General features: G+C 45.0%; 21 protein-coding genes. 9 read left to right on the top strand and 12 right to left on the bottom strand.

Translation table 11 applies throughout. From position 1 onward, the window contains the following. Nucleotides 1-223: 223 nt before the first annotated feature. On the top strand, nt 224-1,579 hold the full coding sequence (locus tag QUB68_RS01800; RefSeq protein WP_332988820.1) for an AAA-like domain-containing protein: 1,356 nt from the start codon (nt 224-226) through the stop codon (nt 1,577-1,579). Between the two features lie 65 nt (nt 1,580-1,644). Here the strand turns inward: QUB68_RS01800 and QUB68_RS01805 are convergent, their stop codons facing one another. From QUB68_RS01805 to QUB68_RS01825, 5 genes are all read right to left on the bottom strand, one after another. Further along, entirely contained in the window at nt 1,645-2,460 is an 816-nt protein-coding gene (locus QUB68_RS01805) for a hypothetical protein (RefSeq protein WP_332988822.1), read from the bottom strand. 215 nt (nt 2,461-2,675) lie between these two features. Next, a complete protein-coding gene (locus QUB68_RS01810; RefSeq protein ID WP_332988824.1) occupies nt 2,676-4,538 on the bottom strand; it encodes a hypothetical protein in 1,863 nt (620 codons plus the stop codon). A 167-nt stretch (nt 4,539-4,705) separates the two neighbouring features. Then, the gene (locus QUB68_RS01815; protein ID WP_332988825.1) at nt 4,706-6,028 is read right to left on the bottom strand and encodes a serine hydrolase domain-containing protein; all 1,323 of its coding nucleotides are present in this window, start codon (nt 6,026-6,028) and stop codon (nt 4,706-4,708) included. A gap of 352 nt (nt 6,029-6,380) precedes the next feature. Beyond that, complete coding sequence (locus QUB68_RS01820; RefSeq protein WP_332988826.1) at nt 6,381-7,028, bottom strand: calcium-binding protein; 648 nt, start codon at nt 7,026-7,028, stop codon at nt 6,381-6,383. A gap of 255 nt (nt 7,029-7,283) precedes the next feature. Beyond that, entirely contained in the window at nt 7,284-8,057 is a 774-nt protein-coding gene (locus tag QUB68_RS01825) for a calcium-binding protein (RefSeq protein WP_332988828.1), read from the bottom strand. Nucleotides 8,058-8,477: 420 nt separating this feature from the next. Here QUB68_RS01825 and QUB68_RS01830 point away from each other — a divergent pair, with 420 nt between their 5' ends. Next, nucleotides 8,478-12,080 carry an AAA-like domain-containing protein gene (locus tag QUB68_RS01830; protein WP_332988829.1) on the top strand — a complete coding sequence of 1,201 codons (3,603 nt, stop codon included), beginning with the start codon at nt 8,478-8,480 and terminating at the stop codon, nt 12,078-12,080. A gap of 101 nt (nt 12,081-12,181) precedes the next feature. After that, nucleotides 12,182-12,841 carry an AAA-like domain-containing protein gene (locus tag QUB68_RS01835; RefSeq protein WP_442923028.1) on the top strand — a complete coding sequence of 220 codons (660 nt, stop codon included), beginning with the start codon at nt 12,182-12,184 and terminating at the stop codon, nt 12,839-12,841. A gap of 65 nt (nt 12,842-12,906) precedes the next feature. Here the strand turns inward: QUB68_RS01835 and QUB68_RS01840 are convergent, their stop codons facing one another. Both QUB68_RS01840 and QUB68_RS01845 read right to left on the bottom strand, forming a co-directional pair. Then, a complete protein-coding gene (locus QUB68_RS01840; protein ID WP_332988831.1) occupies nt 12,907-14,199 on the bottom strand; it encodes a trypsin-like serine peptidase in 1,293 nt (430 codons plus the stop codon). Nucleotides 14,200-14,352: 153 nt separating this feature from the next. After that, nucleotides 14,353-14,586 carry a hypothetical protein gene (locus QUB68_RS01845; RefSeq protein WP_332988832.1) on the bottom strand — a complete coding sequence of 78 codons (234 nt, stop codon included), beginning with the start codon at nt 14,584-14,586 and terminating at the stop codon, nt 14,353-14,355. Between the two features lie 369 nt (nt 14,587-14,955). Here QUB68_RS01845 and QUB68_RS01850 point away from each other — a divergent pair, with 369 nt between their 5' ends. Beyond that, on the top strand, nt 14,956-18,660 hold the full coding sequence (locus QUB68_RS01850; protein WP_332988833.1) for an AAA-like domain-containing protein: 3,705 nt from the start codon (nt 14,956-14,958) through the stop codon (nt 18,658-18,660). A 237-nt stretch (nt 18,661-18,897) separates the two neighbouring features. On the opposite strand, the gene QUB68_RS01855 is transcribed toward QUB68_RS01850, so the two are convergent. Both QUB68_RS01855 and QUB68_RS01860 read right to left on the bottom strand, forming a co-directional pair. Next, on the bottom strand, nt 18,898-19,530 hold the full coding sequence (locus tag QUB68_RS01855; RefSeq protein WP_332988834.1) for a 7-carboxy-7-deazaguanine synthase QueE: 633 nt from the start codon (nt 19,528-19,530) through the stop codon (nt 18,898-18,900). 187 nt (nt 19,531-19,717) lie between these two features. After that, entirely contained in the window at nt 19,718-20,416 is a 699-nt protein-coding gene (locus QUB68_RS01860) for a class I SAM-dependent methyltransferase (RefSeq protein WP_332988836.1), read from the bottom strand. Between the two features lie 76 nt (nt 20,417-20,492). On the opposite strand from QUB68_RS01860, the gene QUB68_RS01865 reads away from it, so the two are divergent. The 3 genes from QUB68_RS01865 (at nt 20,493) to QUB68_RS01875 (ending at nt 22,424) form a co-directional block, all read left to right on the top strand. Then, the gene (locus QUB68_RS01865; protein ID WP_332988838.1) at nt 20,493-20,669 is read left to right on the top strand and encodes a hypothetical protein; all 177 of its coding nucleotides are present in this window, start codon (nt 20,493-20,495) and stop codon (nt 20,667-20,669) included. Nucleotides 20,670-20,855: 186 nt separating this feature from the next. After that, a complete protein-coding gene (locus QUB68_RS01870; protein ID WP_332988839.1) occupies nt 20,856-21,629 on the top strand; it encodes a hypothetical protein in 774 nt (257 codons plus the stop codon). Between the two features lie 348 nt (nt 21,630-21,977). Then, nucleotides 21,978-22,424: a hypothetical protein gene (locus QUB68_RS01875; protein ID WP_332988840.1), complete on the top strand. Its 447-nt coding sequence runs from the start codon at nt 21,978-21,980 to the stop codon at nt 22,422-22,424. A gap of 137 nt (nt 22,425-22,561) precedes the next feature. Here QUB68_RS01875 and QUB68_RS01880 read toward each other — a convergent pair whose 3' ends face one another. The 3 genes from QUB68_RS01880 to QUB68_RS01890 all read right to left on the bottom strand — a co-directional run bounded on the left by QUB68_RS01880 (nt 22,562) and on the right by QUB68_RS01890 (nt 24,424). Next, the gene (locus QUB68_RS01880) at nt 22,562-23,116 is read right to left on the bottom strand and encodes a cyclic nucleotide-binding domain-containing protein (RefSeq protein WP_332988842.1); all 555 of its coding nucleotides are present in this window, start codon (nt 23,114-23,116) and stop codon (nt 22,562-22,564) included. 194 nt (nt 23,117-23,310) lie between these two features. Further along, nucleotides 23,311-23,472 (bottom strand): hypothetical protein, encoded by a 162-nt coding sequence (locus tag QUB68_RS01885; RefSeq protein WP_332988843.1) that lies wholly within the window; start codon nt 23,470-23,472, stop codon nt 23,311-23,313. Further along, nucleotides 23,432-24,424 carry a DUF1517 domain-containing protein gene (locus tag QUB68_RS01890; RefSeq protein WP_332988845.1) on the bottom strand — a complete coding sequence of 331 codons (993 nt, stop codon included), beginning with the start codon at nt 24,422-24,424 and terminating at the stop codon, nt 23,432-23,434. The genes QUB68_RS01885 and QUB68_RS01890 overlap by 41 nt, the downstream gene beginning before the upstream one ends. A 307-nt stretch (nt 24,425-24,731) precedes the next feature. Between QUB68_RS01890 and hemB the strand changes: the two genes are divergently transcribed. Next, nucleotides 24,732-25,715, top strand: a complete 984-nt coding sequence (gene hemB / locus QUB68_RS01895) for a porphobilinogen synthase (protein ID WP_332988846.1) — start codon at nt 24,732-24,734, stop codon at nt 25,713-25,715. A 417-nt stretch (nt 25,716-26,132) separates the two neighbouring features. Continuing rightward, nucleotides 26,133-26,621, top strand: a complete 489-nt coding sequence (locus QUB68_RS01900; protein WP_332988847.1) for a GNAT family N-acetyltransferase — start codon at nt 26,133-26,135, stop codon at nt 26,619-26,621. Nucleotides 26,622-26,675: the final 54 nt, after the last annotated feature.

Genomic DNA, 26,675 nt, shown 5'->3' on the forward strand with positions numbered 1-26,675 from the left:
AATTGCGATCGACAATCAACTTGCTTCAAAACCAGCTTATTTTCTAAGCATAAAACCCACCAGGGGAATAAAATCAGGTATTTCAACCAGCATTGACAGTAAAAACTCAGCTTAAATCAGTTAAAATAGGGAAAAGTCAGGGTGACTTTCCGATAGAGGAACAACTGCTCTCTTGCAAGAGTCTGCATACTTACGTGTATACTTAGTTACCCGTGTCCAGCCCATGAACTCAGAATTACAATTCTCTTGGAGCAAAACCAAAGAATCTGCCGATCGCATTTTTGCTCTAAACACCGGCAAATATCTCAGCGACATCGAAATGAAAGTCCTTCAAGGTTCTTGGGAAGGCAAAAGTTACGATGAAATCGCCAAAGTTTACGGCTACAGTGCTGAATACCTCAACAAAGATGTCGGTAACAAATTGTGGCACAAGCTTTCAGAAGCTTTGGGAGAAAAAATCACCAAGAAAAATTTCAAAGAAGCACTGAGGAGAGCTTATGAAGCCGAACCCAGTCAATCTCTTCACACAAACCCGCCTTTACCAACATCACCAACGGCGGCAAATTTGCAGTTTCCCGAAGGTTCAGTAGCATTAGATTCACCTTTTTATATAGAGCGTTCCAGCATTGATGCTCTCTGCGGCGAAACGGTTGTCAAACCCGGTTCTCTGATTCGGATTAAAGCCCCGGAGATGATGGGAAAAACTTCACTGATGACCCGGATTTTAGATCGGGCTGTCCGGGAAAATTATCATGCAGTTTATTTAGATTTGAGCGCGGCAGACCGAGGAATATTAACAAATCTTGATAAATTTCTGCGCTGGTTGTGCTTGATGGTAAGCCGACAGTTAAAGTTAGAAAACAAGTTAAACGAATATTGGGATACCGATATTTTGGGCAGCAACGATAACTGTACGGTATACTTTGAAGAGTATTTGCTGGCCCAAACAGCAACTCCTCTAGTGTTGGGATTGGATGAAGTCGATCGCATATTTCCCTACACAGAAGTAGTTGAAGATTTTCTGGGAATGCTGCGAAGCTGGCACGAAAAAGCCAAAATTTCTGATGTTTGGCAAAAACTGCGGTTGGTAATGGCGCATTCTACGGAAGTTTATATTCCTTTGGATATGAACCAATCTCCGTTTAATGCGGGAGTTCCCGTTGAACTGCTGGAGTTTGACAGCCAGCAAATCCACGATTTAGCTGGGGTTCACGGCTTGGATTGGGGTGATGGGCAGTTGCAAGAGTTGATTTGGGCGATCGGCGGACATCCTTATTTAGTAAGATTGGCAATGTATGAGGTTAGTTGTGGCAAAATCTCATTAAATCAGCTATTAGAAAATGCTGCCTCAGAATCGGGAATCTACAGCAATCATTTGCGGAGACATTTAGAAATTCTGCAACAAAATCCAGAATTAGCTTCAGCTTTGAAAAAAGTTGTTAATTCCCCCGAAGCAGTTGAATTAGATTCAATGCAAATTTATAAGTTGCACAGCATGGGAATTGTGCGGCGGCAAAACAATTATGTGATGCCGCGCTGCAATTTGTACCGCGAGTATTTCTGCCGTGTTTTGGGGTGAAAAGTAAGGTGGGCATTGCAAGGCGCGTCAGCTTAACGTTAAACATAGCATCAGGATACCGTCCACTAAGATTTTGACAGTTTTCGATAAGTAAAAGTACCTTGAACACCTCCTAAGAATAAGATCAGAAAAAACCATGATATAACTCCTGGAAATATTTTTAGTCCGATTGCAATCCAAGCTTTACTTAAGAGAAAATAAACCAGCATAATTACAGCAGCAACTCTACTTTTTTTGTAAATACCAAATGACAGACCAAAAACCAGACAAACATCTATAAGTGCAGATGCGTCTATCAAGCCAGTAAAGCCGTATCCTGCTAAGGATAAAAATACAAGTATCAGAGTCCAAGTACCGGATATTATTCCTGCTTGCCACGCCCATTTAATTTTAGCTTTGGCTTCATTTAATAAATAAGTAGTGGTATTTCGTTCATGTAACCGATTCACAAGTGGGTTACTTGTACCCGCATATTTTGAAACCAACTGTTCAAAATGAGACAGATCGTTGAGCAATAAGGGCAACCATAAATCTTGTGATACTTTGGTTGTCGATATCAAGATAAACTTTAATCCTGATGTCAAAATTCCACTGTAAAACCTTGCACCACGAATGGTTGACCATTCTACAAAATGAAGCTTCCCCCAAAAAGTAGTACATTTTATGCCACGAGAATTGACAGATACCCTATAGTAAAAAACCAACCCAGTAGTAATAGCTAAATTGAGTAGTGCCACAACAAATATGGAATAAATTCCAATCCCTTGATTCCAAAGACCGGGTACAAACAAGGATGCAATCCAAGTAAAAGGTGCAACACCTAGAAAAAGGATACATGATAACAGGAGAGAGAATCTAAAGTAGGTAGTTTGCGAGTGCATTTTGCGATCTCCTTGATAATTTACAGTTGAGATAACTTAACCAAATAACAGTTGAATTTTCGCGATCGCTCTTCCAGTCTCTGCCTCACCTGCAAAGGGTAAATTCGAGGCAGATCCTGCTAACGAGTAAACGAATAAAAACTCTTCAGTCCTCTTTGAGAGGACTTTCGCTTTGAGGCAGGGGTTTAAACCCCTGCCGGACTGCTGCCAGGAACTTAATTACTGATATCATCGATGGTGTTAACCTGCACCCAATTCACCCGCGAAGCACCGTAGAGAATAAATTTATTCAACAAACCATAGGCATCACCACAGTTGTAACCTTTCTCTTTGGTATTTACTCGATCGGCTTCAACGCATTTTCTATCTGCCCACTGGTTAACAGCAACGAAGATATCAACACCATCTGGAAGAGAAGTTTGGTAAGTTTGTAATTTCTCTTTGTCAAAGACATCCAGGATGCGTCCTTGTTGATCTCGTGGCGGTAATTTCCAATTTTTAGGATTATTACTACCCCCTAGATGAATTGCCCAAGTATAAGCGCCGTCATAGGCTCCCGTGTGTCCAGTATATCGAGTCCATGTGTTATTGCGCTTTTCACCGATATAGGGGTTAGAATCATAACCTCCTACCCAATATTCCGACATAAACTTCAGAAAAGCTTTTGGTTCTACGGCGAGAGAACCCGTACCAGGACTTATGATCCCTGAGCCACTATAAGGAAACGGCACTTGCTGCAAATTCCCTGACCAATTAATAGTGCCAGGTTTTTTGTCTATCCAGCTAGTAAAATCACATAAATTTCCTGTCCATAAGCAGTGGGGGCGTTTTACATCCCATTGAGTTCCATAGTAATTTTTGCCATTCCAATGACGTTTTTTCGGTTCGCGATCGCCCGGAAAATTTTGTACCCCTGGTGTAATAAATACCCCTTCTGTAGCTGTAGTCGTTACGCCTAGTTGAGTTTGGAAAAATACCTGTAAAGCCGAACCTTTGTGAGTTTCTGGCTTACCTAATAAATCCGCTCCGTACCTGCCAGATGCCATTAGTTCTTTCAAAATAATGGTAGGAAAGGCTGGGCTAGTATTGGAATAGCTATACTTTCCTAGAGGATACCGCAGACAGCGCCCTGCCAACACCATCATAGTTTCTGATAGCGTGATTTCAGGAATGAAGTAGCCATTCTTGTCGGAATTTAAGCCAAGTTGGTTTTTTGCTGAATTGATCGTTTGGCTTCCCCACTGTTTGCTGATTAGATTTTCTTGATTTTTAAAATCTGCTTTTGTTGTCAGTTTGCGGATAATAGGAAGATTAGGAACTATGTCGTTTTCCAGATTTGGCGCGCTCCTTTGAAGTCCAGTCCGATGAGATAAAAAATGACCAAGAGTGACTGACTGCCATTGTCGATCTGCGTACCCTGATGTTAAATCGGCACAGAGTTTTTCTTTGTCCTTGTTTCCGCCATACTTAAAGCCGTCTTTTATAGCTACGGAGTATTTGACTTTTCCCGAAAAGACTCCATACACATCTTTAGGAATTATTGCGACGGGGTAAGGTTTATTTGTACCGGGAATTAGGGGCGGATAGTGTTGCGGGTCAAATAATTTTAACCCTTCAATTTGCTCGTCTGTTAATTCTAGACCCGCTTTATCTTTGGCGACTTTTTTCAACGCCCAACGTACCATTGCAAAAGTTACGGGTTTAGAAATACTACCAATTCGCATCGGCGTATTTGGTGGTACGACAGGAGCGAGAGGGGCATTCATATCGTCGCCGCAGGCGGCATCCCAGTTATTTGTAGGTCTGCCATTCATGCGACCCAAACCCCAAACACCTACAGGTTTCCCTTTGACAGAAACACCCAGTACAGCCGCCCCAACGCAACGATGACGCATAAACTCGGTGAGGGATTGTAAAATTGGTTCAAGTTGGGGGTCGCCAGAACCTGTGATGGGGATATTATTTACTTCTTTCAAATCAGAAGTCTCTGTCAAGGCGGGTGCTAAGGGTAGCAAGAAACTGGTTGCAATTAGGCTAGCAGCAATTAAGGAACTAACGGATAATTGATGTTTGTGCATGACATTTGAACCTCAATATTTAGTTTGTATCAAATTTGAAGTAAATTGAAACATCTTTCTCAAGAAGCGATCGCCCTCAGTTTTTTGGAGACTGAAAGAGCGATCGCCCTGTCTTGAGCTAAATAAAATTCATCTGGCTACAGAAACTGGGTTTCTCAAACCTGCACTTAATTACTCCAAGCTTTGTCAAACGCATCGATTAAAATTTGATTTGCTGATGGAGAATGGCCGCGAGAATTAATCAATAAAGATGCCTGCACTCCATTCGGCAATGTAACAACACCACCGTTCATCCCATTTCTCAAATCTGGTTCTCCTTTTTTCGGTCCAGTACCGTAAAAAAGCAAACCACCATGAGAGTAATAAGTGCCATGTTTTCCCGCCAATGGAGGTCGCCATCCAAGGGGTCTGCAATTTGCACCCGGACAGTTATTTTTATCGAACATTAAATCGCGGGTGTTTTGATTCAGGATATCGTTAGAAAAGCGCACGTAGGCTAAGAATCTTCCCAAATCGATGGCTGATAAATACCATCCGCCTCCACCAGCACTCAGCGTCCAATCCCCTGCCAGAGTTCCCGCTCGATTCGGCTGTTGGATACTCCCAACTGTGTGATATAATCGGGTCGGAATTTGCGGTAGCGCATCGTCGATATTGGTTGTTTGATGGTATAGTTCAGCATTTTTGATTCCTGCTTTCGCGAAGACCTCAACTTTAACAAACTCTTTGTATAGTCTTGACATTTGTCGATCGAACTCTTCGGGATTAGTTTTGTACAGGTTGCTGTAGTAACCCTTATTTTGACTACTCAAAACCATGTAGGGCAAAATAATGCGGAAAATCGCGATATTGGCATTGATGTATATGTACTCTGTTTTGGGTCGAGTTACACCTTTGGCAATCCATTCTTTGAGTGCATCAAGAGAGGTTCCCCCGCCGTTATCGTTCATACCGCTGTATTGTGATAGCAGTTCTTTGAAGGTGAGATCTTTTACACCTGGCCCTAATTTCCAAGCAGTAGGAAGAAAAGGTTCGATTTTAGAATTAATCGTGAGATTTGGATAGCTGGGTGCTTGTTTCTCTTGAATGATTCTCAGCACAGCCGTAGCAGTAATTGGTTTAGTGATACTGGCAATATTCATGCGCTTGATTGGGTTTTGTGGGATTCCCTTGGGATCGGGGAAAATTCCACTATTATTGGGGATATCTCGTCTGAGAATGGCATAGCCACCTGCACCGCTTTTTTTGAGTTGTCCGTTGAGTACAATGGCGTATGAGTAACCTATTGATTGGTGATCGAGGGTTTGCTTGATATTTTGCTCGAATCGATTGATGTCAAATCCTGGGGCGGTAATAACATCGGTGGAAGCTATTTTGGATCGCTCGCTGGTGAGAATTGCTTGTGAATCGGCTTTGACTAATTGGCTCGTAATTAGAAATCCACCTAAAGCTAGGCTAGAAAGGATTAATAATTTAGGAATAATTTTCATTAATTTTGACTCGTGGGTTTTCGCTTTCTGTTATCAGTTTATTGCTAAAACTCCTGAACTGCAATGGAGATAAAATCAGGTATTATAGGAACTGATAAATAGCTTCAGGCTTTGAATTTATCGGAAAAAATCAGGTGCTGCCTGACCCAGCATCATCAAAATCAGCAAAAATCAGGTTTTTTGGTAAATCTCTACATAGTCAGGTTGGCGATCGTATAATCAAGCCGAGGTTTGAGTGCTGGAGTCCGATGCGACAGTATAAAACAGATAGCGTCAATAAAAGACTCGCGCGATCGCCCTCAGTTCATTGTAGACTGAAAGAGCGATCGCCCGGTCTCAATTAGGCAATTAATTAGCTAGCGGTCATGAACACCTGATTTGGGTTGAGTTTGGTAAGATTTTTGTCTTGCACAACACCAATCAAATCACCCTTGTAGAAGATTCCCGTGTCTTGGGCATTGCTACCTTCCCAGTTGCCAAGCCCAAGCGAGTAACCGTCTTTGATAAGGCCTTTGATTTGGATTTTATCGGTTTGAGCTAAACTAAAGTCCGTAATTGTGGCGTAGCCATTTCCGAGGTGGTAAACACTATTTATGTCACCCAACACGAAGGTATCCTTTCCAATGCCACCTGTGAGGATGTCGAATTCATTTTGCCCAAAGCCGTAACCAGTAAGTTGATCGTTACCGCTGTCGCCTAAGAGAACGTCGTTGCCCGTACCGCCAAATAAAGCATCGTCTAAAGTACCGCCAGCTAGATAATCGTTACCAGGGCCACCAACTAGATAATCGTAGCCAACGCCACCATATAAAGTGTCATTACCAACGCCACCATCGAGAACGTCGTTGTTAAACCCACCATCTAAATAGTCATTACCACCAAGACCCGACAATATGTCGTTTCCTGCATAGCCAAAGATTGAATCATCTCCATAAGTTCCAACTAGCTTTGGTTTGTTAATACCATCTTCATTGAAGTTTGTGCCATTAATAGTTGCCATTTCTGTTACTCCTTGTTGTTCCAAATTAAGACGTAGAGATTGAGCGACCTGTGCGATCGCTACTACATTGCTTTGAATCGTTAAAACTTGATTTATTTCCTCTGTTTTTTTGAGGGCAAGCTCTTAGCCGGGTGAGAAAGTCAGTCTCTTGGAAAAACTGACTTTGTGATAATTTATTCGCGTTTTTGAGGCTTGAGTTTTAGTTTAGTGACTCCAGTTATAGGGTGCGTTAATAACGCACCCTACAGCTATTGCTTAGCCAACGGCGTATGGGACAAAGGTGAAGTCTTTTTGGAAGCTGACATTGGTTGTGTCTTGCACAACACCAATCAAATCACCCTTGTAAAAGATTCCAGTGTCTGGAGCGTTGCTACCTTGCCAGTTGCCAGCTCCGAGGGAGTATTGGTTATTGTCGCTTCCCAAGTCTAAGAGTTGAATTTTGTCACCTTGTACCTTGTTAAAGTCTGTAATTGTGGCATACCCAGCCCCAAGGTAATCAATACTATTGACAGGGGAACCCACTGCGAATGTGTCCGCTTCTGTACCGCCAGTGAGGATGTCGTATTCCTCGCCGGAACCGAAACCGCTAAGGTAATCCTTGCCAATACCGCCAGTAAGAATGTCATTGCCAATACCGCCGTACAAGTTGTCGTCGCCTGCTTGACCATACAGCTTGTCGTTGCCAGTGCCGCCGGACAAGTTGTCGTTGTTATTGCCGCCATCCAGATAGTCGTTGCCAGTGCCGCCATCCAGATAGTCGCTGCCACTACCGCCGTACAAGTTGTCGTTGCCAGTGCCGCCGTAGATGCGATCGTCACCACTGTCGCCGTATAAGATGTCATTTCCTCCACGACCCTCAATGAGATCGTTACCTTCCAGGCCGTGGATTACATCATTGCCAAGCGTTAATACTAGCCCGTTCGGACTTTGCTCCCATTGCTGATTGGTTCCCACTAATGATTTGTGCAACTTACCGTCGCCGTTGACAGTGTTGTTGTCATTGAATTTAGTGCCTTTGATATTTTCCATTTCAGTTGTTCCTTTGTATTTCAAACTAATTGGTTTATTTTGGAAGTAATGGTTGCTATTTATATTTTTTTGCTGCCCTTTTCGCTTCCTGTTATCAGTTTCTTGCTAAAACTCTTGAAGGGCAATGGTGATAAAATCAGGTATTATAGGAACTGATAAATAGCTTCAGGCTCTGAATTTATAGGGAAAAATCAGGTGCAGCCTGACAAAGCACCATCAAAATCAGGACTGAGGCATCAGACCAAAGAAACCGGGTTTTTTACCTAATCTGTCGGCTGCGACGAAGGAGTATCGTAAAAAACCCGGTTTCTGACCCCCGATTCGTATGTCCTAAAAATCAGTAAAAGTCAGGTTTTTTGGTAAATCTCTACACAGTCAGGTTTGCGATCGTACAATCAAGTCTAGATTTGAGTGCAGGCAATGATGAAAGAATCTCCAGTTAACTATGAATACCATCTAGGCGGGAGTCTCCCAGCAGATGCGTCGTGTTACGTCACCCGACAAGCGGACTTGGACTTTTACGAAAGTTTGAAAGCGGGCGAGTTTTGTTACGTTTTGAATTCGCGGCAAATGGGCAAATCTAGTTTGCGGGTGCGGGCGATGCGCCGGCTGCAAGCTGAAGGTACTGTTTGCGCTTGTATCGATTTAACTGGGATTGGTAAGGAAGATGTCACTCCCGAAAAATGGTATGCGGGAATGATTAATTCTTTGGTGAGTAGCTGCCAGCTCAGCAATAAAATTAATTGGCGGAATTGGTGGCGCGATCGCCGGGATTTGTTATCGCCACTCCAGCGGTTTAGTTTGTTTATTGAAGAAGTTATTTTAGTTGAGATAGAATCAAGTATTGTTATTTTTGTTGACGAGATCGATCGAGTGTTGAGCATGAACTTTTCTACGGATGAGTTTTTTGCTTTGATTCGCTGGTTTTACAATCAAAGAGTTGACAATCCTCTCTACCGGCGTTTGACTTGTGCGCTGTTGGGGGTGGCGACGCCTTCGGATTTGATTGCTGATAAAACTCAAACTCCTTTTAATATTGGTAAGGCGATAAATTTAGGCGGTTTTAAAATTGATGAAGTGCAGCCTTTGATTGATGGTTGGCAGGGGCAGGTTGCCAATCCTGAAAGTGCGATCGCAGATATTTTGGATTGGACGGGGGGACAGCCTTTTTTAACGCAAAAGCTCTGTAAATTGGTGTTGGAAAATGAGTTAAATAAAGTTAACCACAGAGGCACAGAGGGATTTGAGGGGTTGGTAAGGTGGCAAGTTGTGGAGAATTGGGAGTCTCATGATGAGCCGGAACATTTGAAAACTATTCGCGATCGCATTTTGAGAAATCAGCAAAAAGCCGGACAGTTATTGGGCTTATATCAGCAAATTTTGATCCCCCCCAGCCCCTCTTACCAAGGGGGGAGAAATCTCAAGCCCCCCTTGTTAAGGGGGGTTGGGGGGATCTCTGCGGATGGCAGTCCCGAACAAACAGAATTGCGACTGTCAGGTTTAGTCGTGCAACAGCAGGGAAAATTAAAAGTTTACAACCGGATTTACGAACAAGTTTTTAATTGGGAGTGGGTAGAGAAACAATTAGAAAAGCTCCGTCCTTACTCCCAGGCTTTTAATGCTTGGGTAGCTTCCAATTATCAAGATGAATCGCGATTTTTACGAGGGCAAGCCTTACAAGATGCACTTTTTTGGTCAAATAATCAAAGTTTAAGTCCGCTCGATTATCGTTTTTTAGCAGCTAGTCAAGATTTAGATAAACGAGAAGTTCAACAAGCTTTAACCGTCCAAGAAGAAGAAGGTAAGATATTAGCTCAAGCCAACGATACTTTAACCACAGCACAACAACAAGCAACCGCTGAATTAACCAAAGCAAAACGCACAGCCAAAAGAATTATTGGCATTGGTTCTGGAATTTTTGCAATATCTTTAATCGCCGCAGTGGCGATCCAAGTACAATTAGTAAAAACCGAGCGCTCGCTGCTCCAAGAACAAGTAGAATTGGACGTATTTACTTCAAAAACAACCTTTGAATTAAACCCATTTGAAGCACTCATAGCAGCACTAAAGGCAACACAAAAACTCCAGGAATTAGAAAAATATGGAGCAGTCAAAAATGATTTAAAAGAACAGGCGATCGTGGCGCTACAGCAAGCCGTTTATAACGTTAGAGAAATTAATCAAATCCAAGGTCATGCAGCTAATGTTAGAAAAGTCATTTTTAGCCCAGATGGTAAAACTATTGCTTCTGCGAGCGAGGACTTTACAGTAAAGTTGTGGAAGGTCCAAAATCGAAAACTGAGACAAACTCTTTCTGGTCATCAAGGTAATGTTTGGAGCGTTAGTTTTAGTCCCGATAGCAAGATGCTTGCATCTGCCAGCGATGACGGCACGATCAAACTTTGGTATGTAGAAACTGGCGAGTTAATCAAAACAATTAAAGCACATAAAGATTGGGTGAGAAGTGTGAGTTTTAGCCCTGATGGTAAGATGCTGGCTTCCTCTAGTTCTGACGGCACTGTGAAGTTGTGGAATGCCTTAGATCGAACTGAATTAAAAAATATCAAAGCCCATAACGGTTGGGCAACATCCGTTAAATTTAGCCCCGATAGTAAGATTCTCGTTTCTACCAGTCAGGATGGTACGGTAAAGTTGTGGAATGTCCCCGATGGAACTTTATTAAAAACCCTCAAAAACAATCGCCCCCTTGTTAGAAGTGCCGATTTTAGTCCCAACGGCCAAATTCTCGCCTCTGTCGGTGAAGACGCTACAATCAAGTTATGGAATCTAGAAGATGGCAAGTTAATCAAAGCCTTCAGACATGGGGGAGTACTTTGGGATGTTCATTTTAGTCCTGATGGTAAAACTCTGGCATCCTCCAGTGAAAATGGTTTGGTCAAACTGTGGAATGTCGAAAATTTAGAGGGGATTCAACTACAAACTTTCAGCGGTCATAATGCCAGGGTTATGAGCGTTAGTTTCAGCCCAGATGGCAAAATTCTCGCTTCCGGTGCTAACGACAACAGCATCAAATTGTGGGCTTTAGAAACGGCTCGATTTTCAACTTTAGCAAACCATCGTAAAGCTGTTTTGAGTACCAGTTTTAGTCCGAATGGTAAAATTTTGGCATCTGCGAGTGCTGATTATACAGTCAAGTTGTGGAATGTCGAAAATCGCAAGGAAATTTTGACTCTCAAAGGTCATAGCAGCCATGTTTGGAGTATTAGTTTTAGCCCTGATGGCAAGATTCTGGTTTCTGCTAGCGATGACGGTACGTTGAAGTTGTGGAATGTGGAAAGTGGGATGTTGCTGAAAAGTTTTCCAGATAATGGCAACAAAATTAAGAGCGTTAGTTATAGTCCCAATGGCAAGATTATCGCATCTGGTGGTAGCGATCGCACGGTAAAATTATGGAATGCGGAGAATGGCATTTTACTCAGAACATTAAAAGGCGATCGCGGCAATATTTTGACTGTTAGTTTCAGTCCAGATGGGAAGCTGCTTGCTTCTGGTAGTGCTGATAACACCGTAAAGATGTGGAATGTAGAAAATGGCAATCAACTCTTCAGTCGAAACCACGGGGGTTGGGTGACAAGTCTTAGTTTTAGTCCAGATAACAAGATGCTAGCAACTACTGGCGCTGACGGTAGCATTAAGTTGTGGAATGTCGCTGATAAGACTTTACGAAAAACTCTGGAAGGACATGGCAATTGGGTCAGAAGCGTTACATTTAGTCCCGATGGTAAAACTTTAGCTTCTGCGGGAGAAGACATAATAAAGCTGTGGAATATTGAATCTGGAACCGAAATCCAAACGATCAAAGGACATAGCCACAGAGTGATGAGTCTCAGTTTTAGTCCCGATGGCAAAACTTTAGCTTCTGCTAGTGCTGATGGTACCGTGAAGCTGTGGAATTTAGACCGCGATTTAGATAGTTTAATCAGGCGGGGTTGTTTGTGGCTGGAAGATTATTTTGCTTCTCATCCCGAAGAGGCTAGAAAATTTAGCCAAATCTGTAAATAACTCAAGTTGCTAGTTACAAGACACTGGTAATGGGTAATGGGTAATGGGTAATTGTAAGGCAGTTATCATATAATCAAACCAAGATTTTTATCCGGGCAATTATGAGAGAGTATCCAACTAATTATGAATATCACGTAGGCGGTAGTCTTCCAATTGAGGCCTCCAGCTATGTAATGCGACAAGCAGACTCAGACTTTTACGAAGGTTTGAAAGCAGGTCAGTTTTGTTACGTGCTGAATTCGCGGCAAATGGGCAAATCTAGTTTGCGGGTGCGGACGATGCAAAGACTGCAAGGGTCAGGGTTTCTCTGTGCTTTTATTGACTTAACTGGAATTGGCAAGGAAGATGTAACGACAGAAAAGTGGTACGCCGGACTTGTGCAATCTCTGGTAAGTAGCTGTCAGCTTGGCAAGAAATTTCAAGGGCGGACTTGGTGGAAAGAGCAGCGGGATTTTTTGTCACCCGTGCAGCGGTTAAGTTTGTTTATTGAGGAAGTTTTATTAGAAGAGATTGAACAAAATATTGTGATTTTTGTTGATGAAATCGACACAGTTTTGAGCCTGAGTTTTTCCCTGCATGATTTTTTTGCTTTAATTCGGTTTTTCTATAACCGACGAGTGGATGAGCCAAAATATCAGCGTCTCACATTTGCTTTGTTGGGAGTGGCGACTCCTTCGGATTTGATTGCGGATAAAACCCAAACACCATTTAATATTGGTAGAGCGATCGCACTCAACGGCTTCCAACTTCACGAAGTCTAACCGTTAACCGATGGGTTGAGGGGAAAGGTGAGCAATCCCCAATTCGCGATCGCCCATGCGACTACTTACTTGTCACACTGATGTTTGGCGTACTGGCTAGGAGACTCACCAATCCAGTCACAAACATCACCATACATCGGCGATCGCAAACGCGCTCCAAGGTTCAAGGTTGCAGGCTTCGCCGTCACTTCCGCACCAGATGCAGGCTCGTTGCCCCGTTTGTGAACTGCTAAGACGGTCGGGATATCTCCTCGCCATTCCCACACCGAACTGCCGCTATGTCCCCCCGTTGTATTGCAGTCGTACATCATGTAGCCGCTACCAACGGCGCGATCGACCTTGCAGCTATCACCATACATATATCCCCCACACTGACCTTTCTTTGTGCCGTTATCGAGTGGTGAAGCAGCACACTGCTGATTGGCGACGGGATAGCCAAGGTTGCGAACGCTTTTTCCTTTGTAGGCATTGAGGTTGTTGTACCAACCCATCCCCATCCAGCCGAGACTTGCCGTGCTGGGGTCGTCTTCCAGGACGATCAAACCGTAGTCCCATGACAAGCCAAACGTTCGAGCATATCGTCCTACCATCTTGCGTGGTGTGCCGTTGAGCTTTGTGGTACCTTGCTGACCGGGCGAAAAATAGATGGGTGAGTACCATGTTCCTTTGCCGTCATGGAGACAATGCGCCGCCGTGAGTACATGGCGTGGTCCGACCAATGTCCCCGTACAACCGCCCGTTGCTGTAGGACTGCCTGAGAGGGATCCAACCGTCCGGTAGGGGTAGCTGGTCAAATCGCTGGTTTTATCAAAAACCTTGCGATCGTCATCTCCGAGAAGAACCGCGACGGCATCTGCGTTGTTGATAGTTAAATCAGACGCAGACGGCTCACCAGGCTTTCTGTTGCTTTTGGCCTCGGCGATCGCAAACTCAGAATTGTCACTGGAACGACGGTCTTGAGGTGATTCTTCCGGCTTTCCCTTGAAGTCGCGCGGGATACCCAAAAATTCTCGTGGTTCGTCCGCTTGTGGGGAGGGTTGGCGCGATCGACGGTACATCCGACCATCCTCTAAAACAACAGAAGCCGCCGCTTCCCTTGTATCGCGGCTTGATTCTGCCACAGCAGCGGGATCGTCCGGCATAGGCGCTTGATTCACCTGTCCAACGGGTTCCCAGCCAGCTTGCCTGAGCGACCGATCGGTGACGTTGTTCGTGATAGAACTTTGTGCGATCGCACCGGAGGCTTCCGCGATCGACCAGGCGTGATTGGACAGAGCAACAAACCCTATTCCCAAGAGGATGCAGATGGCATAACGCAGCGATCTTTTTGTCTGTAAGCGTTTGAGGATTTGAAACATTTTCTCCTTTCCTTTTTTTATTTAGTTTTCAGTTTGGAGGAATATCAAAACGCCCTCAGATGTTTGAGGTATTGCAAAAATTCATGAGGGCGTTTTGAGTGGGACTCGGCGTGGATATCAAAAGTTGAGAATCCCCTCTTTAAGGCTTAGCATTCATTCAGGGCATGGGCATTCGCAGCAAATTCCCGGCGGATCTGCATAACAGCCGTTGCCATCGCCGATAACGATTATTGGTTCAAACTCGAGGTGGATTCGCGGATTTTCTGGAGTCCCCGTGGTCATGGTGAATTTACCCACAGGAACACTAACGTCCATGCCAAGGTTTCCCCTGACAATGCGAGCCATCTCTTGAACGCGAATGGTGACTTCCTCAGTGAGTTTAGTCATACGAGCACGCTCTTCGCGCGAAACTTCAACCTTCTGCTTACTTGTCTTTTCGTTCATAACAAACCTCATCAAAAATTTAGATAAGTTGTCAGAGTGATTAATCCTTGAACAATCCTGTTTTGAACAGCATTTTTTTCGGCACTTTTCACTTCCTGTTATCAGTTTGTTGCTAAAACTCTTGAACGGCAATGGTGATAAAATCAGGTATTATAGGAACTGATAAATAACTTCAGGCTTTGAATTTATAGGGAAAAATCAGGTGCATCCTGACCCAGCATCATCAAAATCAGTAAAAGTCAGGTTTTTTGCTAAATCTCTACATAGTCAAGTAAGCGATCGTACAATCAAATCTCGATATGGGTGCAAGCAATGATGAAAGAATCTCCACTTAGTGATGAATATCAGATTGGCGGGAGTCTCCCAGCAGATGCGTCTAGTTACGTGACGCGGCAAGCAGACTTAGACTTTTACGAAAGTTTGAGCGCGGGAGAGTTTTGTTACGTGCTGAATTCGCGGCAGATGGGCAAATCAAGCTTGCGGGTGCGGGCTATGCAAAGGTTGCAAGCTGAAGGTACTGTTTGCGCTTTTATCGATTTAACTGGGATTGGTAAGGAAGATGTAACTCCCGAAAAGTGGTATGCTGGTATTGTTAATTCTTTGGTTAGTAGCTGTCAGCTAGGCAATCAAATTAATTGGCGCAATTGGTGGCGCGATTGCCGGGATTTGTTATCGCCTCTCCAGCGATTTAGTTTGTTTATTGAAGAAGTTATTTTAGTTGAGATAGAATCAAATATTGTTATTTTTATTGACGAGATCGATCGCGTTTTGAGCATGAATTTTTCTACCGATGAGTTTTTTGCTCTGATTCGCTGGTTTTACAATCAAAGAGTTGACAATCCTTTATATGGGCGTTTGACTTTTGCGCTGTTGGGGGTGGCGGCGCCTTCGGATTTGATTGCTGATAAAACTCAAACTCCTTTTAATATTGGTAAGGCGATAAATTTAGGCGGCTTTAAAATTGATGAAGTGCAGCCTTTGATTGATGGTTGGCAGGGGCAAGTTGTTCATGCTGAAAGTGCGTTAGCGAAGCCCTCGCAGAGGATCGCCCAAATTCTCGATTGGACAGGTGGACAACCTTTTCTTACCCAGAAATTGTGTAAACTGATGATTGAGGAATCAGCATGGGGAAATTCGCGATCGGTTGAACAGGTTGTGCAGTTGCGGATTGTGGAGAATTGGGAGTCTCAGGATGAGCCTGAACATTTGAAAACTATTCGCGATCGCATTTTGAGAAATCAGCAAAAAGCAGGGCAGTTATTGGGGCTTTACCAGCAAATCTTGCCCGGAAAACCCCCCCAACCCCCCCTTGCTAAGGGGGGGCTAAATGCTGGTGAATCTCCCCTTAGCAAGGAGGAGCTAAATGCTATTCTTACTCCCCCCCTTAGCAAGGGGGGGCTGGGGGGGGTGATGGCTGATGGCAGTCCCGAACAAACTGAGCTGCGGCTGTCGGGTTTGGTGGTTCATCATGCAGGTAAATTAAAAGTTTACAACCGTATTTATGCGGAAGTTTTCAATCTTGAATGGGTAGAAAAACAGTTGGGAAAGCTGCGGCCTTATGCGGAAAGTTTTAATGCTTGGACTGCTGCCAATTTTGAGGATAATTCGCGGTTGCTGCGCGGAAATGCACTGCAAGAAGCTTTGGAATGGGCAAAATATCAAAGTTTAAGTCATCTGGATTATCGCTTTTTATCGGAGGCTCAGGATTTGGAAAAGCGAGAAGTTGAATTGGCTTTTGCACTGCAAGCTGAGGAAAGTCAAATATTGGCACAAGCTAATGAAACTTTAAGTCTGGCTCAGCATCAAGCTAAAACAGAGTTAATGTTAGCTAAAAAACAAGCTAGAAGGATAATTGCGATCGGCTCGACTATTTTAGCGCTATCTTTAGCCGCAGCGATCGCCATACAATTGCAAGTAGTCAAAGCCGATCGCTCCCTCGCAGAAACAAAAATTATCCTGGAAAGTGTGTCGTCAAAAACAACTTTAGCCTCAAATCCTTTTGCAGCAATGATTGAAGCACTGCAAGCAGCAGATAAAATGAAAAAATTAGAGGCATTCAGTCCGGCAAAATCCGAAACTAAGATGCAAGTATCGATCGCCCTCCAACAAGCAATTTACAGCATCCGAGAGCGCGATCGGCTTGCAGGCCACCAAGCTTTCATCAGAAACGTCGTTTTCTCGCCCGATGGAAAAATCCTCGCATCCGCTAGCGCCGACGATACTATCAAACTCTGGAACCCAGACGGCACATTGCTCAGAACCCTCACCGGACACGGCGATAACGTTGGGAATGTCAGTTTCTCACCCGATGGCAAGACGATCGCATCTGCTAGCGACGATGCTACGATCAAAATCTGGAACCTCGCCAACGGCACAGAAATCAGAACCCTTACAGGACATAAGGGCTGGGTGAGAGGAGTCAGTTTTGCTCCCGATGGATTGACGATCGCATCTTCGGGTTCCGACGGCACTGTCAAACTCTGGAATCCGGCCGACGGCACTTTGCTCAAAACCTTTACAGGACATAGGGGCTGGGCAACAAGCGTCACTTTTTCGCCCGACGGATTGGCGATCGCATCTTCCGGTAGCGATCGCACTGTCAAACTCTGGAATCCAGCAGACGGAACCGAAATCGCCACGCTGACAGGCCATAGCAAAGCTGTCAGAAGTGTCAGTTTTTCCAACGACGGCAAAACCCTAGCATCCGCTGGCGAAGACGGTTTAGTCAAGCTGTGGGATGTCCAAAACCTGACTCTCCTCAAAACCCTCCAAGCCCACAGCAAAGAAGTCTGGAGCGTCAAATTCAGCCCTCCTGGCAGCAACAGCCCAACTCTGGCTACCGCTAGCGAAGACGGAACCGTCAAATTATGGAATTTATCGCGGTTGGGAGACATCGAGCCGCAAACGCTCAAAGGACACAGTGGTAGGGTTGCAAGCCTCAGTTTCAGTCCCGACGGCCGCACTTTGGCAACCGGAGGTACCGATCGCACGGTACGACTCTGGAACCTCGGCGGCATCGAACCCAAAGTTCTGGAAAGCCACCGCAGCCAGGTTTTCAGCGCGAGTTTCTCCCCCGACGGCAAAACTATTGCTTCCGGTAGCGGCGATCGCACTGTTAAATTATGGGATGCACAAAACGGCAGCGAAATCAAAACTTTTCTAGGACATCAAGGTGCTGTCACCAGCGTCAGTTTCGCCCCTGACGGCAAAATTTTAGCATCCGCGTCGGGCGATCGAACTATTAAATTGTGGAACCTAGAAAGCGGCACCGAAATTAAAACTCTTTCAGGACATCAGAGCGGAATTGACAGCGTTGTTTTCAGTCCAGACGGTAAAATTTTAGCATCATCTGCGATCGATAAAACTGTGAAATTGTGGAACCTAGAAAGCGGCACTGAAATCAAAACTTTGAAAGGACATCTGGAAAGAGTTAGAAGTGTCACCTTCAGTCCCGACGGCAAAACTTTAGCCTCCGCAGGGAACGATCGCACGATATTATTCTGGAATTTAAACAACTTAGAATCTCCCCGAAGAAGGATTGTGAAAGCGCATAACAGCCGAATTACCAGCCTGCGTTTCAGTCCCGATGGCAACATTTTAGGATCGGCTTGCGATGACAGCACGATTAAATTGTGGAATGCAGAAACCGGAACCGAAATCAGAACTATTAAAGGACATGGAACATGGGTAAAAAGCATTAGTTTCAGTCCCGATGGCAAAACTTTAGCATCTGCAAGTTTCGATCGCACAATTAAACTATGGAATGTCGCAGACGGCAAAACCAGCTCGGAGGCGCAGCCATTACAAACTTTTGACGGACATCGCGATCGAGTTAATGATGTTAACATTAGTCCCGATGGCAAAACTCTTGTTTCGGCTAGCGATGATGCTACTTTAAGGATCTGGAATTTGGAACTCGATCTAGATAGCTTAATGAAGCTGAGTTGTCAATGGCTGAGCAATTACATTGCCAACCATCCTGAAGAAAGGGCGATAGCACAAATCTGCAATCCTTAAAAAAATTGCATAAATCATGACAAAATTCATGGCTTGTACGGGCGGGTTCACAAACCATTTACGATCGGCATGAATAATATTGTTAACCCGCCTCCACCCACCAACAATAAAAATGTACCATTAATTTATTGAGTAAAACGTTGATGTGAATAATGGCGCGGATGGGGCGGCTTTATGAGATTATTTGTATGTTTTATAGATAGTTAGTGAGCCCACCCATACATGATTTTTGGATGTTTATTGCACACCAATAAACTTGTGAGTTTGCAAAGACAACCTGTAACTCGGATGCTGTTTCAGCAACTCCAAAATAATCGGAATCGCCCGATCGCGCTTTTCCCACTCCGGCTGCAAATATACAGGAATATTCACATTATCAGCCAAATATTTTCTATAAAAATCAACTTCTTCGCCCGTGCTTACTACTAACTTAATTTCATTAGCTCTACTCCACAAATGCTCTTGCACTGGATATTGAGGATTGACGTGCTCTTTAGGAGAAAGAGTAATCCAAGCCAGCGGCGAAACATCCTGCCAATAAGCACCCGAAGTTTCAATACTCACCTGCTTGTCAGTTGCTAACAAAGCTTCCACTAACTCGGGCAAATTTTGGTGAATGAAAGGTTCGCCACCAGTAATGACAACTCTCGGAGACTGGAGTTGATCTAGCAATTGTGCGATCGACTGCGGCACCGAGGGCAAACCTTTGCCACCATTTCCGTAGCCAGTATCGCACCAAGGACACCGCACAGGACAACCGGCTAATCTAATAAAATCAACTAAAGTCCCAGTCCAGTAGCCTTCGCCTTGAACGGTACATTGAAAAGTTTCGTGAATCGGCAATTTTACTTGCAAATTTGATCCCAGCATTTTCGCCTCAGCTTAACTAAAAATAAATCATTCTGTACGGGGCGCCATCCGCACTTTGCCCGAGAATTTTGAGTTTGTATGGTGCGAAATGCACACTTGATTCTATGCAGGCAAAGGAATTTTATGTAATTAAATAATTAGCGGTTTGTGGCTATTTAAAAATGAACCGCAAACCGCAAACAACTGTTTAGTTTTGATCTTCGGGCTGCATCACAGTCGCCCAGCGGCGTTTCAGGGCCAAAGTCAGTCCGTCAGCAATGGGGACAACACTGAGAGTAACTCTGGGATCGTTGCGCAATTTGTCGTTGAAACTGCGAAGGGCGAGGGTATTTGTGTCTTGTACTTGAGGATCGGCAACTCGTCCAGACCACAGAACGTTGTCAATTACAATTAAACCGCCATTGCGCACCAGTTGGAGCGATCGCTCAAAATAAGCCTCATAATTTTCTTTATCGGCGTCGATGAAGGCAAAATCAAAGGTTCCTGCTTGTCCCTCGGCTATGAGTTTGTCGAGAGTATTTATTGCTGGGCCCAACTGCAAAGAAATCTTGTTTGCTACACCCGCAGCTTCCCAATAGCGTCGTGCGATCGAAGTATATTCCTCGCTGACATCGCAAGCAATAATTTTTCCGTTAGAAGGCAGCGCTAAAGCTACGCACAGCGAGCTATAACCAGTGAAAACGCCAATTTCTAAGGTTTTTGTCGCTCCCATAAGCTGCACCAGCATTTCCATAAACTGACCTTGTTCGGGAGCTATTTGCATCATACCCAGAGGATGCTTAGCAGTTTCTTCCCGCAGTGAAGCGAGAATATCGGGTTCCCGCAGGGAAATAGATAACAGATAATCGTAAAGTTGATTTTCTAGACCAAGAGTTGAATTCGCCATCGGTTTGTCCTTGCTAACTTTTGATTTTAGATTGTAGATGTGCAGTTATGGGAATTTGAAGACGGTAGAGTTAATTTTGGCACCTATTTTGCTGTGGCCGATCGCAGGTTGCAGTAGCGGTGTCTCGGTTCCTGAGATGCAGCTTGCAGTAGCGCGCGATCGACCTCACAATCAGTGTATCTCAGCCTCCGGCGATCGAGCAGCTCCCGGTTCAACCGTACTTCAACCAAAATTTCTCAAGTTTAACCCCTGACAATTATACATTTACCATTTTTTCGAGTGCCGTGAAGTTACGATTTAATTTTTAAGTCATCGAAAACGGCGATACCATACCTGCAAGTCAAGTTTAATAGGAAGATTCCCTAACTGTCACACAGTCTCTAACTATACCTGCAAAATATATCCACAATCAAAATAACATTTCGTAAAGGCAATCGCTATGTATTACAACACTTTTGCGAGTTTCGGCGCAGGGACTGGCCTATTGTTACTGTTAATTTTTGCCATTCTGCAATGGCTGCACGTTTCCGCAGGCAGTTTTATTGATTGGGTAATTGCTATTGCTATTTTTGAATGGCTGTTGCTGATAGTTACAGTTCCCTGGAATATCCATTTTGAAGCTAAGGAAGTTTTAGCGCAAGGGGCAGAATCTACGAATAAAAACATCGCTGTCGATGCGGAACAGCTCAAATACGTTACTGTATTAGCTAGCCGATCGCTCCTGGTGGCGATCGCCCTTCACCTGGGTAGCGCGATCGCACTTTACGCCCTAGCCGCCACCGGAATTAGTGCTGTTGGCTATCTCAGTTCTGGTGCTGCACTGCTTTTAACTGTACTGCGTCCAGCTATCCGAGGTTATCAGTATTTAGCGGTGCGACTGACAACCATCCGCAGCCAATTCTTGCACCCCCGCGAAGATATTGTCGAACTCCGCAACCGCTTTACAGAATTAGAATCAACAGTTAAAAATTTGACGGCTCAATTAGATTCAGACGATCCCCATTCGTGGGCTGCTGTCCAAGAGCGCGATCGAGAATCTATCAGAATAGAATTAACTCAGGTAGCGGCATCTCTAGAATATTTGCGATCGACAAACCAGGCAGAACACACTAAACTGGCAAGAGATGCAGAAAGTGCGATCGCCCAACTCACCGATGACGGACAATTTCTCAACCACGTCCGCGAAATCATCCGCTTCTTCAAAGAATCATGAAATTAGTCAGTAGTCAGTAGTTAGTAGTCAGTAGTCATTAGTCATTAGTCATTTTCCCAATTTCCAATTTCCAATTCCCGATTACCAATTCCCAATTTCCAATTCCCGATTACCAATTTCCAATTTCCAATTCCCTACCTTTAGATAGATGTCAAATCCTCGCGCCGTGTGAAATTTTTACTCAAAACAGAATTCTCTCAGTCTTGAGGAAGACTCAATAAATGTATTTTACATCACAGCAATTTCTCGGAAACTATAACCAAAGATAGTTTGTGAATGAGTTAGCTTTGGCCTAATATTTAAACATAACGCAAAGACCTTTTTGAAAAGATAACCCAGGAATAAATCATGACTAATCGCCAACCAATACCCCCCAAAGAAGAAGTTAGCAAATCAACACCGGCTGACGAACAAATCGAAGCTAATATGGAAGCCCCCCACTACGACAGGGGCATTACTCCTGCTGAGACAGCAGCGCGGCAAGAACGCGAAGGCTCTAACTTCATGCACACAACCACTGAAGGAAGGCAGCAAAGCGCCAAAACAGACGACCAAACTGATGACGAAAGCATTCACACTACAGATGGTTATACCGTAGACAAGGAAGGTCTGGTTAACAATTACGCCATCGAACCGGAAATGTACATCAACGAACCGGGCGATTTGAGAGAAAAAGAGGAAGCCGAAGCCGCAGAACGCGCTCGCATTCTCGCAGAAATCAAAGATAAAAAAGGCGAAGAAGGACAACTGACAGTGGATGCAGACACCCGCGGCAAAGGCCCGGGAATTATCTAGGTTGTCTGGTTGGTAGTTGCGCCTCAGCGCGAGAGGTTGGAACTGCAAAGCCAAGGGGGGGTTTTTCTAGAGCCGGAAATTGTCGATCGAGCTTTCCGCTAAAACCCGCCCCTATTTTCCTTTCGGATTACAATTAATCAAGCCCTAACATTTTCCCTCAGCCAATTAAACTTAGCCTGAGCAAGCGCCAAATTTTCCAGGACGTTGGGATTAATATCCTCGCGATCTAATTCTGGTTGATCCAATTCAATATTGCGACCGTATTCTATATGTCTGATCGTACCGCGCATCCTGTCTGCCAGACACAGCGAAATTCCATAGTAAAACCGGGAAGCAAAGCCCATATCGTGTTGAAGCTTGATTACTAACTGCCGCCTGGGAATTGCCAGCAAGTGAGTTTCTTCGATCGCCTTCACCGTTGCCAAAGGAGGGCGAGCGTCAATAAAAGAAACTTCTCCCACAAGTTCTCCACTGGCTATTTTAGCGAGTTCTTTACTCTCCTCATCGTCGAGCAAAACGCTCAAAATCCCGTTTAAAACAATGTATAGTGCATCAATCTGTTTCCCTTCCTTGATCAAAATCGCGCCTGGAGCGAGAACTTCCTTTTTGCCTTTTTGGACGATCCAGTCGATATCATCGTTATTTAACTGGCTCAAAATAAAAAGTGCTTTTTTTCTGCTGCTGTCGGCCATAAGTTGAGCTCCCGATCGCTTTTTTATATTAAACTTAGATGGCGCGCGGTTGCAACTTCTTCCGAAGCAGTCACTCCTCGCTGAATACAGTTTTTCTTATCCTGCCTAACTTCTTCGCAAAACGCTTCAAGGTCAGGACTTGTCAACGTTAGATGAATCAGACTGAATCATAATCTCTCAATACTAGCATTTGTTCAACAATCTTTTGTAACTCGATCGGCATCCATACCATCCCGCTTCAGCAATCGGGTTTTCCCCACAGCTTTGGTGCGGGATGGGGCGCGGGAGACAACGCTCCGCGCCCAGTCTCGATCGCTAAATCGATCGCAAATCAGGATAGCCAGCCAACATATCATCAGCAGTCAGAGTATCGCCGTTAGCTTGAGGAGTCCACAGCACCTCAACCGCCAGCAACTGCTCGCTCGATACTCCTCCAATCAGGCGCAAAGCTTGGCGCAAATCATCAGAGTTTTTCACTGTTGGCAATTGCAATTTGCCTTGAGTACCGACAATCACCGTCACCACAATAAATTCCCCAGGATCTGAATTCAACTCAGAAGCAACCAGCGCGCCGTTTTCCTGCAAACCTGGCAGGTTTTTGCTGCTCCCTGCTTGCCGGAGCTGGTTGTTATAATTCGAGAGCGTTTCTTCAGTAAACTTGCTGCGTTCTGCCAAAGAAAACTGGTTAAATTTAGCTTCGGCTGCTTCCAAGCGAGTTTGCACAGAGTCAGCGCCTGCATAAACCCAATATTCAGGATGCCGCAGCATCGCCAGAGTAGATTCTTGCAACACTTGAGCGCGGCCGGCCGCTGTATCCGTATTGGCTTTGCGCGCTAAGGAGTCGAGTTCGCCCTGCAAACCGCGGGCCTCTGCTAGCAAACCAACTTGCAAGCGGGCCACAGATACCGTCGTAGTAGCCGTGCTGTTGCCGAGTTCGTCAGTTGTGCCACCAGCGCTACGGAAGCTTCGCACCAGGAAATTCGCGATCGAAATAAAAATCAAAATCGAGAACAGGCCGCCAAAGCCGCCACCAAACCCAAAAAACGGCAGCAAGAATGGGAAACCGAAGCCACCACCAAAGCCGCCGCCGTAGCCACCGGGGTAGTAACCGCCTCCAGACGGGGCGTAAGTGCGACTAGGAGACGAGTAACTGCGCGCCGGAGCTCTAAAAGATCCGCCACCCATGCGTCCTCCGCTGCGGGCCGCCAGAGCTCCGTCAGCGTTACTCAGGGCTAGCGTCAGTACCAGACCGATCGCAAATAGTGATTTCAAAAGTGGTTTGATCTTTGAAATTAGTTGCTTGTACATAAGACCGTTACTATTCGATACATTTATAATTTACAGTCTATCTTCGCGAATAGGCAGCCCGGTTGTAGGTGTGAAGCCAGCGAGATATCCGTACCAACCCATCCCAGCACCGTTAGGGTTCAGTCTGCGAACCAGAAAGGCTAGAGAGTAGAGAGGACTTAAGTCCGATGCTGCGAACAATGGACATCGCGGGTTTTACAGAACTTTACTTAAGTTGAGGGCGATCGACCAACAATAAGCTTTAGACTTTTAAACAAACGCCGCGAGTCCCAGAAAGCTGGACTTTATCTACCGTAAAAAAAACATTATGTTTCCAACTCACCGCCCCCGCCGCCTCCGCAACCATCCCCAACTCCGCCGGATGGTACGCGAAAATATCTTGACAACCAGCGATTTAATTTACCCCCTATTTGCCGTACCGGGGGAAGGTTTTGCTAAAGAAGTTAAATCGATGCCCGGAGTTTACCAGCTATCGGTAGACAAAATCGTAGAAGAAGCAAAAGAAGTTTACGACCTCGGCATTCCCGCGATTATTTTATTCGGCATTCCCGCAGACAAAGATACAGACGCCACAGGTGCTTGGCACGATTGCGGCATCGTTCAACAAGCAACGGCAGCAGTCAAAGCAGCCGTACCAGATTTAATCGTCATGGTCGATACTTGTCTGTGCGAATATACCAGTCACGGTCACTGTGGCTATTTGGAAGTCGGAGATTTAAGCGGTCGCGTTTTGAACGATCCGACTCTAGAATTGCTGAAGAAAACTGCCGTTGCTCAAGCTAGAGCTGGTGCAGATATTATTGCACCTTCGGGAATGATGGACGGTTTTGTGGGAGCAATTCGCGAAGGATTGGACAGTGCTGGATTTGAAGATATTCCCATCATGTCCTACGCGGCAAAATACGCCTCAGCTTATTATGGCCCGTTCCGGGATGCGGCTGATTCTGCTCCGCAATTTGGCGATCGGCGCACCTATCAAATGGATCCAGGAAACGGCCGCGAAGCTCTCAAAGAAATTGCTCTCGACATTGCCGAAGGTGCGGATATGCTAATGGTTAAACCCGCTTTAGCTTACATGGACATTATCTGGCGCGTCAAAGAAGCAACTAATTTGCCAGTTGCTGCTTACAACGTTTCTGGAGAATACGCGATGGTGAAAGCCGCCGCCCTCAACGGTTGGATTGACGAAGAAAGAGTAGTGATGGAAACCTTGACAGGATTCAAGCGTGCTGGTACTGATTTGATTTTGACTTATCACGCCAAAGACGCCGCCCGCTGGCTGAAAAACTGATTCACTCGTGAGGCCCCACCCAATACGTTTGGGATCGGAATACCGAGCGGTTGAAACCGCGTCTATACAAACACTCACGCACTCGCCTGCGGGTTGAAGACAAGGAGGTGAAAATTACGCGATCTTCTTTACACCGCGGAGGTGTTCGGCGAGCGAAGTCGAGTCGCGGACTTCGCTTGTCTAGAAGCGGTTTCAACCGCCGTCTAATCTGGCGAATTTTGAGTCAAAAACTTTTTCACCAACTTTATACAAAAAAGTATTAATAATCACCGAAATCCCTTAGAGAATATGTGTCAATAGTAATGGTTGTGTAAATCGGGAATTCAATTATTGATTGTTCCCAAGCAAAATCAACTTTCATTCCTGCAAGACAGTAAAAGTAACACAGTTTAGATAAAACTTAAAGGCATATTGAGCATGACATCAACGACTAGGGATTCGAGTCACATTCAATTTTGCACAAAGCGCGATCGCGCCGACATCGTACAGATCCAAGAACTATTTAAAGCCGCCGCCTTTTGGGCGAGGGAACGCAAAATAGAAGATTGGGAAATCGCGATCGCCAACAGCGAACCAGTTGTGACAGTTTGGGATGGCTCACGGGCGATCGGGTTTGCCAGGGCCACATCAGACGGCATCTATCGAGCCACCATCTGGGATGTCGCCATTCACCCAGATTATCAAGGTGCAGGACTCGGCCGCAAATTAGTGCAAACCGTCTTGAGCCACCCTCGGATGTGCCGAGTAGAGCGAGTTTACTTGATGACAACCTACAAACAAAGCTTCTACGAGCGCATCGGTTTTCAGCATAACGCCAGCACCACAATGGTACTTGAAAATCAGCTCTTAGAAGAAAATGTCGAATTAGAAATTAGCAACGGCGAATTGCTAACTGCTATTTGTTAAATAAGCACAAAACTTGCACCAAAATCTATCATATGTAGGGTGCGCAATGCGCAC

This window comes from Microcoleus sp. A006_D1 (assembly GCF_036702805.1).
GTDB lineage: Bacteria > Cyanobacteriota > Cyanobacteriia > Cyanobacteriales > Microcoleaceae > Microcoleus.